Genomic DNA, 15,082 nt, shown 5'->3' on the forward strand with positions numbered 1-15,082 from the left:
AGGTCACCGCCGGACTTAACTTAGTATGATGGTTTGAGGCCCTTGCACCTGTTGGTGTGGGGGCCTCACCTGTTTAACCCGCGGGGTGTGTGGGTTGTGTGGTTCTGCCTGGTGGGGCGGGACCTTTTAGTGCTTTAACCAGGGTTGAATTTCTGGATCTTGACCCAGTCGTTCTGATCGACGACTCCTTCCCCGCGATGGTGCACTCCATAGAGCTCTGGCGCGATAGTCACTACTCCATCTTCCTGCATAGGCTTTGTTCTTGTCGGCGCTGTGTAGTGCTCCGCCGGTTGATTGATGAGCCCATCACAGGAACCGAGCGAAGCTAAAGCGCTGTGAGCCAGGCGCAGCACGCCGGTCCAGCACGAGTACGAAGCATCGAAATGGGGTAGACGGCGCCGGGCAACTGGTGGACCTGATCCGCAAGCACTAGGAAGACGACATACCGAAGTCGACGGTTTTGTCGATCATGAAAGAGCTGGGGATCGAGGCAAACCGATGAGTGCCTTCAAGAACACGACGGTGCGTGATCACCAGACGGGTGGCGGTTAGGACTGCGGTAATGCTACATCGAGGATTGGCGCAACCGGAAACGTCCGCATACGGCGAATGGCGGGTTGAGCGCCCAGAAACTCGACCAGCTCAATGATATTGAACTCATTGGCCAGAATTTAACTTCAATCAACGTACATACAGCTCCGACAGACAGCTGCTCACGCCGGCCCTGAGCAATAAACTTTGCAATAAGCCGTTCTGCCGCGGCGAATCCGAATCAATAAACTCGGCGTTGACGCAGCGCATATGGCAGCAATCGATACGCGCTCGGCGGTCTGCACGCATGTCCTGTACCGGCTCAGGAGTCGGAGGGCGGGCAGTGTCTATCAGCTGCACAGGCTGCAACCGAATTGTATTTAGTGTGGCGAAGGGCACCGTCGGATAGGAGCCTATCGATTGGCCCTTAGAAGCCTGGCCCTGTTATAGTTATTGAGTTATCGCAACTGCGAATGACACTGTAATTTTCCCACGGTTTGACCGTGAGGGTTAGAGTTACGGCGATCATAGCGTGGGGGAAACGCCCGGTCCCATACCGAACCCGGAAGCTAAGACCCACTGCGCCGATGGTACTGCACTCGGGAGGGTGTGGGAGAGTAGGTCATCGCCGGGCATATTTTGCCGAAGGTCCCGAGAAATATCTCGGGACCTTCGATGTTTAACCACCGTTCCACGTCCTCCCGTACGGACCGCAAAAGACCGGTTGTGAAACTCTAACGAGTCCTACAACCGGTCTTATTGCTTTCGGAGACTAATCAGCTAGACGCAGGCCCGAGGCGGTGTCGAAGAGGTGCACGTGCTGCCCTAGCGGCAGGATATGCAGTTTCTGGCCGCGGGCAGGCGGGGTGCGGCCGTTGACTCGGACCACGATGGTTTGGCTCTTGCCGCCTAGCTGGGCCGTGCCATAGACATAAGCATCTGCACCCAACTCCTCGACCACATCCACCATCAGCTCTGCACCCTCGCCTGGGGTGGCGAGAGTCAGATCCTCCGGTCGGATGCCCATGGTGGTTGCACCCTGCGCGCCAGGAGCGGGCAAGGAAGTGTTGCCAAAGGCGACCTGACCGTTAGAGGCTTCCAATTCAATGAGATTCATTGCCGGAGATCCGATGAATCCAGCCACGAAAACATTGCGTGGGCGGTCGTAGAGGTCACGGGGAGTGCCAACCTGTTGGATTTCGCCGTCCTTGAGCACCGCCACGCGGTCACCCATGGTCAACGCTTCCACCTGGTCGTGGGTGACATACACGGTGGTGACACCGAGTCGGCGGGTCAGCGATGCGATCTGTGTGCGGGTCTGCACGCGAAGTTTGGCGTCCAAGTTCGACAGCGGCTCGTCCATCAGGAAGACCTGAGGCGAGCGAACGATTGCTCGTCCCATGGCGACGCGCTGGCGCTGGCCGCCGGAGAGCGCCTTCGGCTTGCGGCTTAGATAATTTTCTAGATCCAGCAGCTTTGCAGCTTCGAGGACGCGCTTATTGCGTTCTTCCTTATCGACGCCGGCGATCTTCAGGGCGAAGCCCATGTTTTCAGCGACCGTCATGTGCGGGTAAAGAGCATAGTTCTGGAAGACCATGGCGATATCGCGGTCTTTTGGCGGAACGTTAGTCACGTCCTTATCGCCAATGAGAATTCGCCCGGAGTCGACTTCCTCGAGACCAGCTAGCATGCGCAAGGTAGTCGATTTGCCGCAGCCCGATGGGCCAACTAGAACAAGGAATTCCCCGTCTTCAATCTGCAAATCAATTGCGTCGACTGAAGGCACAAGTGCGCCCGGGTAAATTCGGGTGGCCTTTTCAAAGGTCACAGTTGCCATGATGACAATCCTTTCACGGGCAGGTACGTGCCCGACGATCCGTAGTGAAAGTGATATGGGACACCTTAGTCTCGCATAGAAAGCAGCAATTCCAAAAGTTCGGACAGTATCTCCGGCCCAGAAATGCGGTGCGCGGCCAGTGTAGGGCCTGGGCCTACCTTGATTCCGAGGTCCTCACGGGTGAGGATCCGGAAGCCATCCTCGTCGGTGACGTCATCTCCGACGAAGAGCAGCGCATCAACATCGAGAACCTGGCGCAACCATTGCAAAGCCTGTCCCTTGTCGCCTGCATGGACCGAGGCCTCTAGCACCGCCTTTCCTGCCATGAGGCGCACTTCCGGCAAGTGCGCGAGGGCGTGGTTCCCCTCGGCCAAGGCGGCCTCGGCAATGCCAGGACTTTGGGCTTGGCGTACGTGCAGGACGGTAGCCGAGGGTTTGTGCTCCAGATTGACTCCCTCATGCCGCTGCGCGACTTCGCTCAACCGGGCGGTGATTTCCGTGAGGTTCTCCCGCTGGGCATCGGTGAGTTCCCGTTGTTCTGGCGCATCCGGGGTTACGGACGGAACGCGCCGTTCGGCTCCGTGGGAACCGATCAAGTTATCCGGTCTGGGGGCCGGATACACCGCCGTGAGCGATTCAAGGTTCCGGCCGGAGACCACCGCCGTGTGCACGCCGGATTGTCGCGCAAGTTCGTCAAAGGCTTGTGCGGCCCGCGTGGAAGGCCTGGCGTCTTGGGGGCGGTCCACGAGCGGCGAGAGCGTACCGTCGAAGTCCAAAGCAACCAGGATTCGCCGGTGCCCGGCGAAGGTGGAGAGATCGGCGCGTAATTCGGGCGCGAGATTCGGCACTGTCGTTCCGTTCAGACTAGGCGATGTTATTAACGGCTGGCTACGGCGTTGATTTGGTTCGCTCGCGAATTGATTTCGGCGAGTTCTTCCAAGAAGCGAGCGGACCAACGGGTCACGTCATGTTCCAGCAGATGGCGATTCATTCGACGCATGCGTCGTGCCTGTTCGGATTGGTCCATGTTGACCGCCTCGACGATCCTTGCCTTCATGCCATCGATGTCATGAGGGTTGACCAGCACCGCCTGGGTCAACTGATCGGCCGCACCGGTATATTCGGAAAGCACAAGGACTCCACGACCATCCTGATGGGATGCCACGAACTCCTTGGCCACTAGGTTCATCCCATCGCGCAGGGCTGTCACCAGTAGCACATCGGCGGCTAGGTATAGGGCGATCATCTCGCGCAGCGGATAGGAGTGGTGTAAGTAGCGAAGCGTGGTGTGGCTCAGCGTGTCGTGTTGGCCGGTGATCTGGCCGACCATCAGTTCTACCTGATCGCGCAGCTCCATATAGGAATCTACGTTTTCACGGCTTGGGCTGGCTACCTGGATCAGACAGACATCTCCGGCGCGAAGTGCCTGATCGTTGAGCAGCTCGCCATAGGCTTTCAGCCGGTGCCTGATGCCCTTTGTGTAGTCCAGCCGGTCCACGCCAAGCATGATTGTCTTCGGATTGCCCAATTCCAAACGAATCTGTGCGGCGCGGGCAATGATCTGCGGATCACGCGACAGCTTGGCGATTTCTTCGGTATCGATTGAGATCGGATGGGCCACAGCGCGGCACAGATTCTGAATCTTATGCGTCGACGACGGGGTAGCTTCGTGCCCCTTGGTCGAATAGTCGGTGAACCGTCGCAGGCAGCGTAGAAAATTGGACGCATCGGTCTCGCGCTGGAAGCCGACTAGATCGGCTCCGGCCAGACCTTCCAGGATTTGGGTGCGCCAAGGCAGCTGAGAAAACAGGCTGGCGGCGGGGAAAGGGATGTGCAGGAAGAAGCCGATCTTCAGATCGGGGCGTGCCATCCGCAGCATCTGTGGAACCAGCTGCAGCTGGTAGTCGTGGACCCACACGGTGGCATTGTGCGCGGCGGTTCGCACCACCGCGTCAGCGAAACGTTGGTTGACCTTCTTGTAACGGTCCCACCAGGTGCGGTGGTACTCCGGAGGTATGATCACGTCGTGATAGAGCGGCCAGAGGGTGGAATTCGAAAATCCGCCGTAGTAGAGGCTTAGGTCCTGTTCACTGAGCGGGACCGGAACGAGGTGGATGCTGTCCTTGTCGAACTCTTCGAGCTCTTCGTCGATTCCGCCATGCCAGCCGACCCATGCGCCATCCGCGGCAGCCATGATCGGTTCGAGCGCGGTGACCAGACCGCCGGGAGAACGCTGGAACCCTTGGGTGCCATCCGGAAGCGTGATCCGATCCACCGGCAACCGGTTAGCCACCACTACAAAGTCATGGGAATTGCCTTCCGCTACGCCTGCTAGTTCATTACCCACCGTAAACCTCCTGGCCACGTACTTACTGCGAGAAGAAAACCTCGCAGCTTTGTCGGTTGTAAGTGAATGACCTCTTTGTCAGCTCAACTTCACTGTCATCCCGGATTCCGGATGCTAGCCGGAAGCGGGAGGAAACTGTGTTCCATCACTCAATGTACGTGAGAAGCGGCGCGGATGGGCTTTTAACGCCGAATGAGGCCCAAAGATGAACTTATCCGGCATGACTTGGTTGAAGTCTCAAATAACCCCAAAATGGGGCTTTGCATCATGTTGGCGAATGTTATGCGCAACCTGTGAAGGTTGGGGAATCTGGCAATTACGGGGGAGGGCGGCCATTCCATTGGCTAAGCTTGGAAGCAGATTACAGTATTTCCGTTGAGCCAAGGAACATTCGAACTTATGTCTACAAACAACTCGCGTCCGTCCAAAGCGGAGCGCAACGCTAGCGCCCGTGAAAAGGCCGCGCAGCTGCAGGCTGCTCAGGCCTCGGCCCAGAAACGCAAGTCGCTCTTCGTCAAGCTTGGCGTGCTGGCTGCTGTCGTTTTGGTCGTGGTCCTGGTGGTTGTGCTCATCGTGCAGAATAACAACGCCAAGGTTCCGGACGCCGGAGCCGCGCCTCAGGGCGGCAACGCCGCTGGCGGTATTCTGTTGACGTCGCCGACCACCGTTGCAAATACCTCGGGTGTGAAGATCGACAACACCAAACTTGTCGCTCCCGATTCGAAGCCGGCGACTCCCGAACCACGCGATCTGACCGTGGGCGCCAAGGGCGAGCCGATCAACGTGACCTTGTTTGTTGATGCGAACTGCGTCCACTGTGCTGAATTTGAAAGCAAGTATGGGCCGCAGATGAAGCAGTGGTTGGCGGACGGCAAGATCTCCTTGGAATACCGCAACGTCGGCTTCCTCGATGGAAACTCGCCAACGAACTTCTCTTCGCGTGGGGCCAACGCGCTGGCCTGTGTAGCTGACCAGAGCCCAGCAGCCTACTTGGACTTTGCCAGCGCTCTGTGGGGGCACTACGATCAGGGCGAAATGAAGAATGCTGAGATCTCCGAAATGGCGATTGCCGCCGGCGCTTCAGACTCGGTGAAGTCCTGCATCGACAAGGGAACCTACCGTCCGTTCGTGGAAACTGCAACACTAGCTGCCGGCTACGACGGTGTCTTGGGCACTCCGAGCATCTTCATCCAGGGCGAGGTTATGGACCTTGCCAATCAGGACTTTGTCGAAGCAGTTGAGGCGGCCATCAAGGCCAACGCCTAGACTGCCTAAAGCTGCGTGAACTGCGGTCGATAATTTTCTGCCGCTCTGACACGATTCCCGTGGGGAGTGCATCGCTAGCGGTGCGCTCCCCACGGGTGGTTAACGCCGCCAAAGTCTCGATTCGCAGTCGGGCGCAGTCTTCGGATATTCTTATGCAGTACGCCTCCTTAGCTCAGCTGGCCAGAGCAACGCTCTTGTAAAGCGTAGGTCATCGGTTCGAATCCGATAGGGGGCTCGGATGACCCTCGCCGATGTTCAAGCTTGAACCTCGGCGAGGGTCTTTTATTTCCCAACCGCATCTGCGGATCGACCGTGGCTTGCCCCGAAAAATCCGCATTCTTTTGGTGTCTCACAGTTTCTGGGCAACTCAGGGCGCTAAACTTCAGGTGTATTTCCTTGTCGATTCTGGCGCCTGTACGGTGGCACCAAAACGACCGAACAATATCTCAAGGAGTTTTGGCATGGCCGGTGGACTCGTGGCTCTTCTGGATGACGTCGCAGCCCTCGTAAAGGTCACGGCGGCGTCACTCGACGACATCGCTATGGGAGCTGCGAAGGCAAGCACCAAGTCGCTTGGAGTCGTCATCGACGATGCGGCTGTCACCCCGCAATACGTGGCCGGGCTATCGCCCAAGCGGGAGCTTCCGATCATTTGGAAGATCGCCGTTGGGTCAATCCGGAACAAGATGCTGTTCATCCTTCCGGTGGCTCTGATCCTTTCGCAGTTCGCTCCGTGGGCGCTCACCCCGATCCTGATGCTCGGAGGTGCCTATCTTGTTTTTGAAGGGGCCGAAAAGCTGCTTGAAGCGATGGGCGTGGTCAAGCACCACACACCGGGCGGCAAGGAGGGAGTGCGCGACGAAAAAGCGATCATCGGCGCGGCGGTGCGGACAGACCTCGTGCTCTCAGCGGAGATCATGGTCATCTCGCTGAACGAAGTGTCCCACGAACCATTCTTGAATCGCGCGCTAATCCTGATTGTGATCGCTATCCTGATGACCGTGGTGGTCTATGGTGCGGTGGGGCTGATCGTGAAGATGGATGACATTGGACTGCACATGGCGCAGAAGGCATCCAAGCTGTCGCAGAAGGTTGGCCGTGGCCTGGTCAAGGCCATGCCGATCGTGATGTCGATCCTCGGCAAGGTAGGTGTGGTGGCGATGCTCTGGGTCGGTGGCCACCTAATTCTGGTCGGGATGGACGAGCTGGGCTGGCACGCCCCCTACGGTTTTGTGCATCATATGGAACTGCTGGTGCACGAGGCTACCGGTTCGGCCGGGGCGATCTTGGGCTGGGTGACGAATACCGCCTTTTCTTGCATCGCCGGATTCTTGATTGGTTGCGTGGTTGCCGCCGCTGTCGTGGGCATCAACAAGCTGCGTGCCAAGCACTAACGAGCTTTGCAGGCCGGCCACGTAGAATAGGCAGATAAGAAACTTGCCCCGCCGTAAAACCTGCCAGTCGCGAAGTCTGCCGGTGTTTCGCACGGTGTGCGGCGATCGTCTTGGCCCTGCCAAAACGTCTGGTGGCCATGGAAAGATCGATGTGTGTTGAAGAGCAAGATAAATATTGTAGGGAGCGCCGCTCGGCATGAGCGGGGCGCCTACTTCACCCCCGAGCCGGTAGCCCGGTTCATGACCGAGTGGGCGCTAGGCGAGCAGGGTCGTCGTGTGCTTGAACCCTCATGTGGCGAAGCCCAATTCTTGGCGACCGCTGCCCAAGTCACCAACGATGGGCGCGGCGCCAGCGAATTATTCGGGGTGGAGCTTCACGAGCCTTCGGTGCTGGCGGCACGCGCAATCCTCGCGGAACAAGGCGCACAGGCTAGGATCCAGCACGCAAATTTCTTTGATATCCCAGGCACCGCGGATATGGATGCGGTGATTGGCAACCCCCCGTACGTGCGTTATCAGCTGCACCGCGGAGCCCAGCGCAAGATCTCGCGCGAAGCCGCACGGCGCTCCGGAGTCGAGCTGAACGAGCTTGCCTCCGTGTGGGCGGCCTTCGTCGTGCACGCCACCAGCTTCCTGAAGGTCGGCGGTCGTCTGGCCCTAGTGCTCCCGGCAGAGCTGATGTTCGTGAACTATGCGGGGCCCGTGCGTGCAATGCTGCTTGAACGTTTCGCCAAGGTGCATCTCGCGGTCTTCGAACAGCGGCTATTCGTCGACGCGCAGGAAGAAGTGGTGCTGTTGCTTGCGGAGGGTTATCAGACCGGTTCCAGCGACTCCTTCAGCCTGCACCAATTTCGTAATGCCAAGGATCTGATTGGACTCGGCGAGGGAGCAATCCACACTCCGAAGCGTCCAAGTGACCGTTGGACCGGGTCCTTGGTGACTTTTGAAGCTCAGGGGATACTCAACCAGGCGCATGCTACCGGCGGGTTTATTGATCTGCAGGGCTGGGGAGAGACCTCGCTGGGCGCGGTGACCGGCAACAATAAATGGTTTACGCTCAGCCCGGCGCGGGCCGAGGAATTAGGTTTGGACGCGAGCGACCTGGTGGAAATATCGCCTCCCGGTTCTAGGCATCTTCGCGGCTTGGAACTAGACGCTAAGCAATGGCAGCGACTCGGGGAGCACGGCTTGGCGACCTTGATGTTCCGGCCCCAGGGTGGCGCCTCCACCGCGGGAGAGCGCTTAATTGGCCGCGGCGAGCTGGAGTCGGTGGACCAAGCCTATAAGTGCCGGATGCGTACTCCCTGGTGGCGGGTCCCGTTGTTGTCGGTGCCTGATCTGTTCATGACCTATATGAATGCTGACACTCCCCGGCTGACGACTAACCATGCAGGTGTGCATCACATCAATTCAATCCATGGGGTATACCTCGGGGCCGATGTGCGTGAGCTGGGACGTGAGCTGCTGCCTCTGGCTTCGCTTAATACCTTGACTATGCTGGGTGCCGAAATGGTGGGACGCTCCTACGGGGGAGGCATCTTGAAGCTGGAACCCGGCGAGGCGGATAAGCTTCCAGTGCCCTCAACCCAGTTGGTCGCCGAGCATGCAATACCGCTGCGATCCATCAAAAACGAGGTCCGCGAACATCTGCTGCATGGCCGTAAGCAAGAAGCTACGGAGCTGGTAGACGAAATAGTGTTGGGAATGATGCTGGAGCTAGACGCTGCCGCGATCGGTGCGCTACGCGGCGCACGCCAAGACATGCTGGAACGACGCAAGTCCCGAGCTAAGGCAGTGGAGAACTAATCATGGGATCAGGCACAGTCGAGAAATCCCTGGCCTTCGCCGAATACGACGCGACGTTGATATCTGCGCTCAAAGATTCGCCGTGGATCCTTAACGGCGCCGTCACCGAGGAGTTCAACCCTTCTTTCGACGTCCTCGAGCGGTTGCTAAGCATTCCGGTGCGTTCTAAGGCCGCGACCCGTTCCGGTCGTTTTGCCCAGGGCGTCGACGCTTGGCTAGCCCATGAACTCCGCCGGGCGGGGTTCGACGCAGACCTCGTCTGGCCGCGCGCGGAAGCGCCACGGGTGTTGTCTTCGGACATCCTCGAATTGCTGCGCAAGCTCCCCGAACGGCTCTCCGACGAGCTGCATGAAGCAATCCTGGCCGGCAAGGCCGGAAGCACCGACGCCAGGATTCTGGGCCGCGCCTACATGAAGCAGACCGACGTGGTGATGACCCACTGGTCCACGGGACCGGAGTTGCTATTAAGCACCAAGGCAATGACTTCTTCCTTCGGCAAGAACCTGTCCAATCGGTACGAAGAAGCCTACGGGGACGCGGCCAACCTGCGTGCCCGCTACCCGCTGGCAGCCGTCGGCTTCTACTTCGTGCAACGCGCCACCATTTTAGAAACCGAACCGGCAGCTTTCCGACGTACCGTGGACATGATCCGCAAGCTGCGCGATTTCGGCGATGGCTTTGGCTATACAGCGACCGGACTTTTGCTTGTGGACTGGGATGACAGTGCCGAGCAGCCAGAGGTCAAGGCGGTGCACCACCCGGTGCCCGAAGATGTCGGCACCGCTCAGTTCCTAAATGCCATGGTTGACTCGGTGTTGAAAGTTACTCCGATCGACTTGCATGAGTCGGCGCGCGCTCGCCGAGCCGGTGAGGTCGTGCCAGTGCCAGGGCATGAGCTCGTCGATGAGCTACAAGAAGCGCTCTTTTAGCTCATCTGGTTGTGTGAACTTGTGGCGAATGCCAAGAGCTCGGCAAAGGTCGAACCGAGTGGCCAGCCAGTGTGCTGGAGGCGATGTCACGCTGCGGTGGGGGAGACAACCAATCCGATGCGAGAGCAGTGGCGCGATAAATGTACTTGGTCCGCCCGTCGGATTCGAAAGTTCGTTCGCGTTCCCATCGCTCGGAGCGTTCGTAGGCTGCCCAGGAGCTGGGATTTGCCGAATCGATGACGGTGATGGGTATGCAGCCTGCCTGCACCACATACTCCAGGCGTAGGTCTGTCACTTGCTGGCGTATGCCTTGGCACCGATATTCCGGGCGGACCGCCATGCAACCTAATTCAAGCGCGCCCATGGCGCTAGTTGGAGCCAGCACCGCGTCGTGCACGACTCCGGCTGCGACCAGAACACCTGAGTCACGGACGCTGACCACACAACGTGCGCGGTCAATTTTTTGATTCCATCGATCATCAATTTCCGGATACAAAGTCGCCATCTCGGTGCGTGCGGCACCAGCAGGAGCTGTTGATGACAGGGCATAGCGAAGGGTAGGGCGCACTGGGAACCGTCCTAAATGCTAAGACGAACGAACTATCTGGCTATTGCTGTTGTGTGGGACGCAGAGCAATGGGTTTCGTTGGCCTTCAGGGGGCCGCAGCCGGTGGCTTACGGCAACGTCCTTGCAGGGCCCAGTATGAGCTCGAGGAACTAAAAAAATTATGCATTCAATCTCTGCTCGTTAGCAAGAGAAAATAGGGGCAATAAAGTGAAATCTAGATAAACGAAAGGCACTATTATTTTAGGTCTGCCGTAGTCGGCTTTTCTCTTGAGCTCCTGCCCTAGGACGGTGGCGTGATGGGCGACGTAGCCGCTAGCTGTGGGGCAGCTGGCGCCGATTTTGCGGCCAAGGCAATGACCGCTAAGATCGTTTAGGTGCTTGACCGGGAGGTTGACGCAAAGATGGATCTTTAGCTCAGTTGGTTAGAGCGTTCGCCTCACACGCGAAAGGTCGCTGGTTCGAGTCCAGTAAGATCCACCAAATAAATAGAAAACCACCGCCGGCGGTGGTTTTCTCTTTATTTAACTGCTTTTAGTGGATCGCGCGTTGCCGGTGGTTATTTGGCGAGTAACTCGTGAACCAGCGGTTTGACTTCGTTGCCAAGCAGCTCGATGCTCTCGAGCATGGTCTCGTGTGGCAAAGAGCCTGCCGAATATTTGATGTCTACTCGACCTAGTCCGAGGCTTCTGGTGACCTTCGCCATCTTGGTGGCGACGGTCTGCGGACTACCGGCCATCATGGAACCTTCAGGCCCCATAGCGGCCTCCAAGCGCATTTTGCTAACCGGCGGCCAACCGCGTTCGGCGCCCAAGCGATTCATGGTGCGCTGATAGTGCGGCCACAACAGTTCGAGAGCTTCCGCATCGGTCGGTGCAACCAATCCGTGGAAGTGCGCACCCACCTTTTGAGGTTGCTTGCCCAGCTCTTTCAACGCGCGGTGGTAAAGCTGAACTAGCTGCTCGAAGGCTGATGGCTGGCCGCCAATGATTGCGAGAAAGAGTGGAAGGCCGTGGCGAGCGGCGCGAAGTACCGACTGCGGGCTGCCGCCGACGCCCACCCAAGTGGTGAGCGCATCGTTTTCCAATAGCGGGTACAGCTGTTGGCTGTTCAAAGCGCCGCGGTGTTCTCCAGACCAGGTCACGGGCTCTCCGGATCGGACCTTAGCCAGGAGATCGAGTTTTTCTTCGAAGAGAGACTCATAGTCCTCGAGGTTGAGCCCAAACAACGGGAAGGACTCGATGAAGGATCCGCGTCCGGCGATAATTTCGGCACGTCCCTGCGCGATGGCATCGAGCGTTGCGAAGCGCTCGTACACCCGAACCGGGTCATCGCTGGAGAGCACCGTTACCGCGGTACCGAGGCGGATCTTGTCGGTGACTTGCGCCAGCGCCGCGAGAATTATTTCCGGCGACGATACAGCATAATCGTCTCGGTGATGTTCACCAACGCCGAAGAAATCAAGGCCAACTTCTTCGGCCTTCTGCCCTTCGACGATGACGTTGCGAATAACCTGAGCGTGCGATAACTGCTTGCCCTGCTGGTCTTCGGAGAGATCCCCGAAAGTTTCAACACCAATTTCAGGCCGGAGGCTTGTTTGACCGATGGAACTCACAATGATCCTCTTCTCTTAGATTTCCATGCAATTGCATCTAAGTGGGTAACCAGTCCACCGATAAATTTATTTCCGACAGCAAAAATGCCAGATGTGTTCAGGGATACTCGGCCTATTTTGATTCCATTCTCCCGCTTTACTTGCCGTGGTTGTATCGTGAGGATGACGAATAGAACAAGAGCCTAGGGGGAGTGATTCGTGGCGCAGCAAGACCATGGTGAGAAGCACGCGGATTCGAAAAATCCAGGAGAAGATCCTTCGCCATTGGCCGGGTCGCTACCTCGTATTTCGACGAGTGAAATCAACATGGGGCACCTTCCCGAGACGGCGTCTTTTGAGACGACCATGGCCTCCGAGCTACCGCTAAATACCGCGGTAAGTGCGAGCGTTGCGTCAGCGGACGTGGCGGATATCGAGTCGCGTACCGGCCAGGTCTACACCTCTGATGACGGCATTACACTGATGCCTACACGGGCCAACCCGGTGGCTCGCCGTTTGCTGGCAAAAATGTGGATCTCGGATACGCCGCCGACTGAGGCGCTGAAGGTCGTTGACCGATTGCGCGGCACCCCCTACGCGAACCCTAGGGTCAACGTCGATCAAGATGCTTCGGCGCGGCGAACCATGGAGTTTGCGCTGGACCTTGGCGAAACGCTGATTCGCTATGGGGCTGGTGCTTTGGAAGTGGAAACCAGCATCATCGCGGTGACCGCAGCCCTAGGGCTTAGCCACCTAGACGTGGATATCACCAATCAATCGTTGCACCTGAACTACAGCCCGCCAGAAGCTGAGAGCTACTCTATCCTGCGCGTGGTGCGTTCGTACACTACGAACTACGCGGGCATGGTGATGGTGCACGAGCTGGTTTCGGACATCATCGCTGGCGGTGTTTCGCGGACCGAATCTGCCAAGCGGCTTAAAAGGATCACACGGAAGCCGAAGCCTTTCCCGCGTTGGTTCGTTGCGGTTGGCCAATCGGTTTTCGCCGCCGCCTTCGTCCTGTTCATCGGCGGTTCATGGCTCGGTGCACTCGTCGCGATGGCTTCGTCCTGGCTGATCTCGCAGATAGGCCGGTATGGATCCCGATGGCGGGTCCCAGAGTTCTTCACCGTGGCGACCTCGACTTTTACCGTCACCGGAATAGCCTTGCTTAGCCATCAGGTCCACGCACCATTGGATCCGGCGTTGGTAGTCTCTGGTGGCATCTTGCTTCTGCTGCCTTCTGGCAGATTTGTTTCGGCGCTGCAAGACGCAATCAATGGCTTCCCGGTCACCGCGGTCGGACGTCTATTTTCCGCTGGGTTGACCTATACGGCAATACTTTCCGGGATCTCCGCGGCGTTGGTGGTTTCATCCGTATTGGGCGGGGACAAGGTGGATGTCCATAAAATCGTCGCCACCGATTATCCGACATGGATGCTGATCGCCTTGGTAGCAGTCGCCATTCTGGCCGGTTCGGTCACCGAGCAGACCGCACAGCGCTTGTTGCTGCCTACCGCGTTGATCGCGGTCGGCGGCTATCTGGTGCTGCTCTTGGCGGAGCAGGTCGGGCTTGGCGCTCGGGCAACGCCAGCGGTGGTGTCCACGGCCATTGGCTTCGCTGCGCGCTTCCTGGCGGACAAGCTGAATTCACCTCAGCTGGTGATCGCAGCCCCCGCGGTCATGTTCATGCTGCCTGGCCTGATGATCTTCCGGGCCATGTACGGCATCGTTTTCGAGGTGGATGAAATGTTCGCCGGCCTGGTGGAAATGTTCAACGCGTTTGCAATCATGCTGTCCATCGCCGGTGGTGTGGTCTTCGGCGACACACTGTGCCGTCCGCTGGCCTCCAACGCACGGCGCGAACGCCGACGCATCCGCCGCCGCTAGCCGGCCGGCAGTTTCCATTCAATAGGCGCCTGGCCGATTTCGGCCAGGCGCCTATTGATTTGCGAAAAATGCTTTGACCCAAAGAATCCACGTGAAGCGGACAACGGGGAAGGATGAGCGCTGCGAAGCTGGGGCATATTGTTCATCAGGGTACCAAGCTTCTGTGCGTGGGCACCCCACAGAACAGCCACCACCGGCACCTTGCGGGCATTGAGCGTAGCGATAATCGCTTCAACTACCGGTGCCCAGCCAAGCTTCTGGTGACTGCCGGCGTTAGACGCAGTCACAGAGAGAACCTGATTGAGCAGCATGACCCCTTGCTCATGCCAGGCGCCGAGGTCTGGATGCCCAGCTTCGGGCACGCCAAGATCTACGAACAGCTCCTTGTAAATGTTGCGCAAGCTACGCGGCAGGGGGCGCACGTTCTTCGCTGCGGCGAAGGCCAAGCCATTCGCCTGTCCGGGCGTCGGATAGGGGTCTTGACCCATGATCAGGACTTTGATCTCGGCTACGGGTAGCGATAGTGCGCGCAACATCACCTCTGGGGCCGGGAGTATCTGCTCGCCAGCCTGTGAGCGTGCCGCCAACTTACGTGCGATTTCCTGCAACACGCCATCGAGCGGTTCCAAAGTGGAAACCCAATCCGCGGCGATAAACCCGCGACTTGCCAGCGATTTTGCACCAAAGAAGAAGGGGAAGTCTTCGGTGGAATATGCCGGCGGCGCGGTAGGCTCGGGAGCGTCGAAAAGGGCGGGCTGCTCGTTGTTCATGGCAATCATTCTGCCGGTTTTCCGGCGCGGTTGTGCCGCGTTACACGGCACGGCGTTGGTTGATTGGTTAGAATATCGGTGGTGTGTCCACCACGCGTGGATAAATATGCATGAATAAACCCGACTTTTCGAAGTTCTAGGATGAGGTGAACG

At 58.2% G+C, this 15,082-nt stretch carries 11 protein-coding genes, 2 tRNA genes, 1 rRNA gene and 1 pseudogene; 9 read left to right on the forward strand and 6 right to left on the reverse strand.

Annotated elements, in window-relative coordinates; all coding sequences use genetic code 11:
• Positions 1 to 297: 297 nt before the first annotated feature.
• Both CQ019_RS18795 and rrf read left to right on the forward strand, forming a co-directional pair.
• Positions 298 to 537: pseudogene (locus CQ019_RS18795) on the forward strand (IS3 family transposase); the annotation flags it as partial.
• Positions 538 to 1,048: 511 nt separating this feature from the next.
• Positions 1,049 to 1,165 (forward strand): 5S ribosomal RNA (rrf, locus tag CQ019_RS14795).
• Between the two features lie 138 nt (positions 1,166 to 1,303).
• Here rrf and CQ019_RS14800 read toward each other — a convergent pair.
• The 3 genes from CQ019_RS14800 to CQ019_RS14810 all read right to left on the reverse strand — a co-directional run bounded on the left by CQ019_RS14800 (position 1,304) and on the right by CQ019_RS14810 (position 4,715).
• Positions 1,304 to 2,368, reverse strand: a complete 1,065-nt coding sequence (locus CQ019_RS14800; RefSeq protein WP_096289235.1) for an ABC transporter ATP-binding protein — start codon at positions 2,366 to 2,368, stop codon at positions 1,304 to 1,306.
• Positions 2,369 to 2,433: 65 nt separating this feature from the next.
• Positions 2,434 to 3,216, reverse strand: a complete 783-nt coding sequence (gene otsB / locus CQ019_RS14805) for a trehalose-phosphatase (protein WP_176484316.1) — start codon at positions 3,214 to 3,216, stop codon at positions 2,434 to 2,436.
• Between the two features lie 29 nt (positions 3,217 to 3,245).
• Complete coding sequence (locus CQ019_RS14810) at positions 3,246 to 4,715, reverse strand: trehalose-6-phosphate synthase (protein WP_105554224.1); 1,470 nt, start codon at positions 4,713 to 4,715, stop codon at positions 3,246 to 3,248.
• A 399-nt stretch (positions 4,716 to 5,114) separates the two neighbouring features.
• Between CQ019_RS14810 and CQ019_RS14815 the strand changes: the two genes are divergently transcribed.
• From CQ019_RS14815 to CQ019_RS14835, 5 genes are all read left to right on the forward strand, one after another.
• A complete protein-coding gene (locus CQ019_RS14815; protein ID WP_096289229.1) occupies positions 5,115 to 5,981 on the forward strand; it encodes a thioredoxin domain-containing protein in 867 nt (288 codons plus the stop codon).
• Positions 5,982 to 6,142: 161 nt separating this feature from the next.
• Positions 6,143 to 6,216, forward strand: a tRNA-Thr gene (locus tag CQ019_RS14820).
• Positions 6,217 to 6,442: 226 nt separating this feature from the next.
• Positions 6,443 to 7,375: a DUF808 domain-containing protein gene (locus tag CQ019_RS14825; protein WP_096289227.1), complete on the forward strand. Its 933-nt coding sequence runs from the start codon at positions 6,443 to 6,445 to the stop codon at positions 7,373 to 7,375.
• Positions 7,376 to 7,528: 153 nt separating this feature from the next.
• Positions 7,529 to 9,181: a class I SAM-dependent DNA methyltransferase gene (locus CQ019_RS14830; protein WP_105554223.1), complete on the forward strand. Its 1,653-nt coding sequence runs from the start codon at positions 7,529 to 7,531 to the stop codon at positions 9,179 to 9,181.
• Between the two features lie 2 nt (positions 9,182 to 9,183).
• Positions 9,184 to 10,110, forward strand: a complete 927-nt coding sequence (locus CQ019_RS14835; RefSeq protein ID WP_096289223.1) for a hypothetical protein — start codon at positions 9,184 to 9,186, stop codon at positions 10,108 to 10,110.
• A 1-nt stretch (position 10,111) separates the two neighbouring features.
• On the opposite strand, the gene CQ019_RS18320 is transcribed toward CQ019_RS14835, so the two are convergent.
• Positions 10,112 to 10,678: a GNAT family N-acetyltransferase gene (locus CQ019_RS18320; RefSeq protein WP_146113381.1), complete on the reverse strand. Its 567-nt coding sequence runs from the start codon at positions 10,676 to 10,678 to the stop codon at positions 10,112 to 10,114.
• Positions 10,679 to 11,081: 403 nt separating this feature from the next.
• Here CQ019_RS18320 and CQ019_RS14840 point away from each other — a divergent pair.
• Positions 11,082 to 11,158 (forward strand) — tRNA-Val (locus CQ019_RS14840).
• A gap of 76 nt (positions 11,159 to 11,234) precedes the next feature.
• Here CQ019_RS14840 and CQ019_RS14845 read toward each other — a convergent pair.
• Positions 11,235 to 12,290 (reverse strand): Atu2307/SP_0267 family LLM class monooxygenase, encoded by a 1,056-nt coding sequence (locus tag CQ019_RS14845; RefSeq protein WP_258133679.1) that lies wholly within the window; start codon positions 12,288 to 12,290, stop codon positions 11,235 to 11,237.
• Between the two features lie 198 nt (positions 12,291 to 12,488).
• Between CQ019_RS14845 and CQ019_RS14850 the strand changes: the two genes are divergently transcribed.
• The gene (locus CQ019_RS14850; RefSeq protein ID WP_258133678.1) at positions 12,489 to 14,159 is read left to right on the forward strand and encodes a threonine/serine exporter ThrE family protein; all 1,671 of its coding nucleotides are present in this window, start codon (positions 12,489 to 12,491) and stop codon (positions 14,157 to 14,159) included.
• Here CQ019_RS14850 and CQ019_RS14855 read toward each other — a convergent pair.
• Complete coding sequence (locus CQ019_RS14855; protein ID WP_255248544.1) at positions 14,156 to 14,929, reverse strand: uracil-DNA glycosylase; 774 nt, start codon at positions 14,927 to 14,929, stop codon at positions 14,156 to 14,158. The two genes, CQ019_RS14850 and CQ019_RS14855, sit on opposite strands and share 4 nt — an antisense overlap.
• Positions 14,930 to 15,082: the final 153 nt, after the last annotated feature.

This window comes from Arthrobacter sp. MYb229 (genome assembly GCF_002975405.1).
Lineage (GTDB): Bacteria > Actinomycetota > Actinomycetes > Actinomycetales > Micrococcaceae > Glutamicibacter.

What these genes read in the sequence shown, in the direction of transcription:
- CQ019_RS14815 (WP_096289229.1), top strand. Translation starts at nt 5,115, where the DNA reads ATGTCTACAAACAACTCGCGTCCGTCCAAAGCGGAGCGCAACGCTAGC.
- CQ019_RS14855 (WP_255248544.1), bottom strand. Translation starts at nt 14,929, where the DNA reads ATGAACAACGAGCAGCCCGCCCTTTTCGACGCTCCCGAGCCTACCGCG.
- CQ019_RS14825 (WP_096289227.1), top strand. Translation starts at nt 6,443, where the DNA reads ATGGCCGGTGGACTCGTGGCTCTTCTGGATGACGTCGCAGCCCTCGTA.
- CQ019_RS14800 (WP_096289235.1), bottom strand. Translation starts at nt 2,368, where the DNA reads ATGGCAACTGTGACCTTTGAAAAGGCCACCCGAATTTACCCGGGCGCA.
- CQ019_RS14835 (WP_096289223.1), top strand. Translation starts at nt 9,184, where the DNA reads ATGGGATCAGGCACAGTCGAGAAATCCCTGGCCTTCGCCGAATACGAC.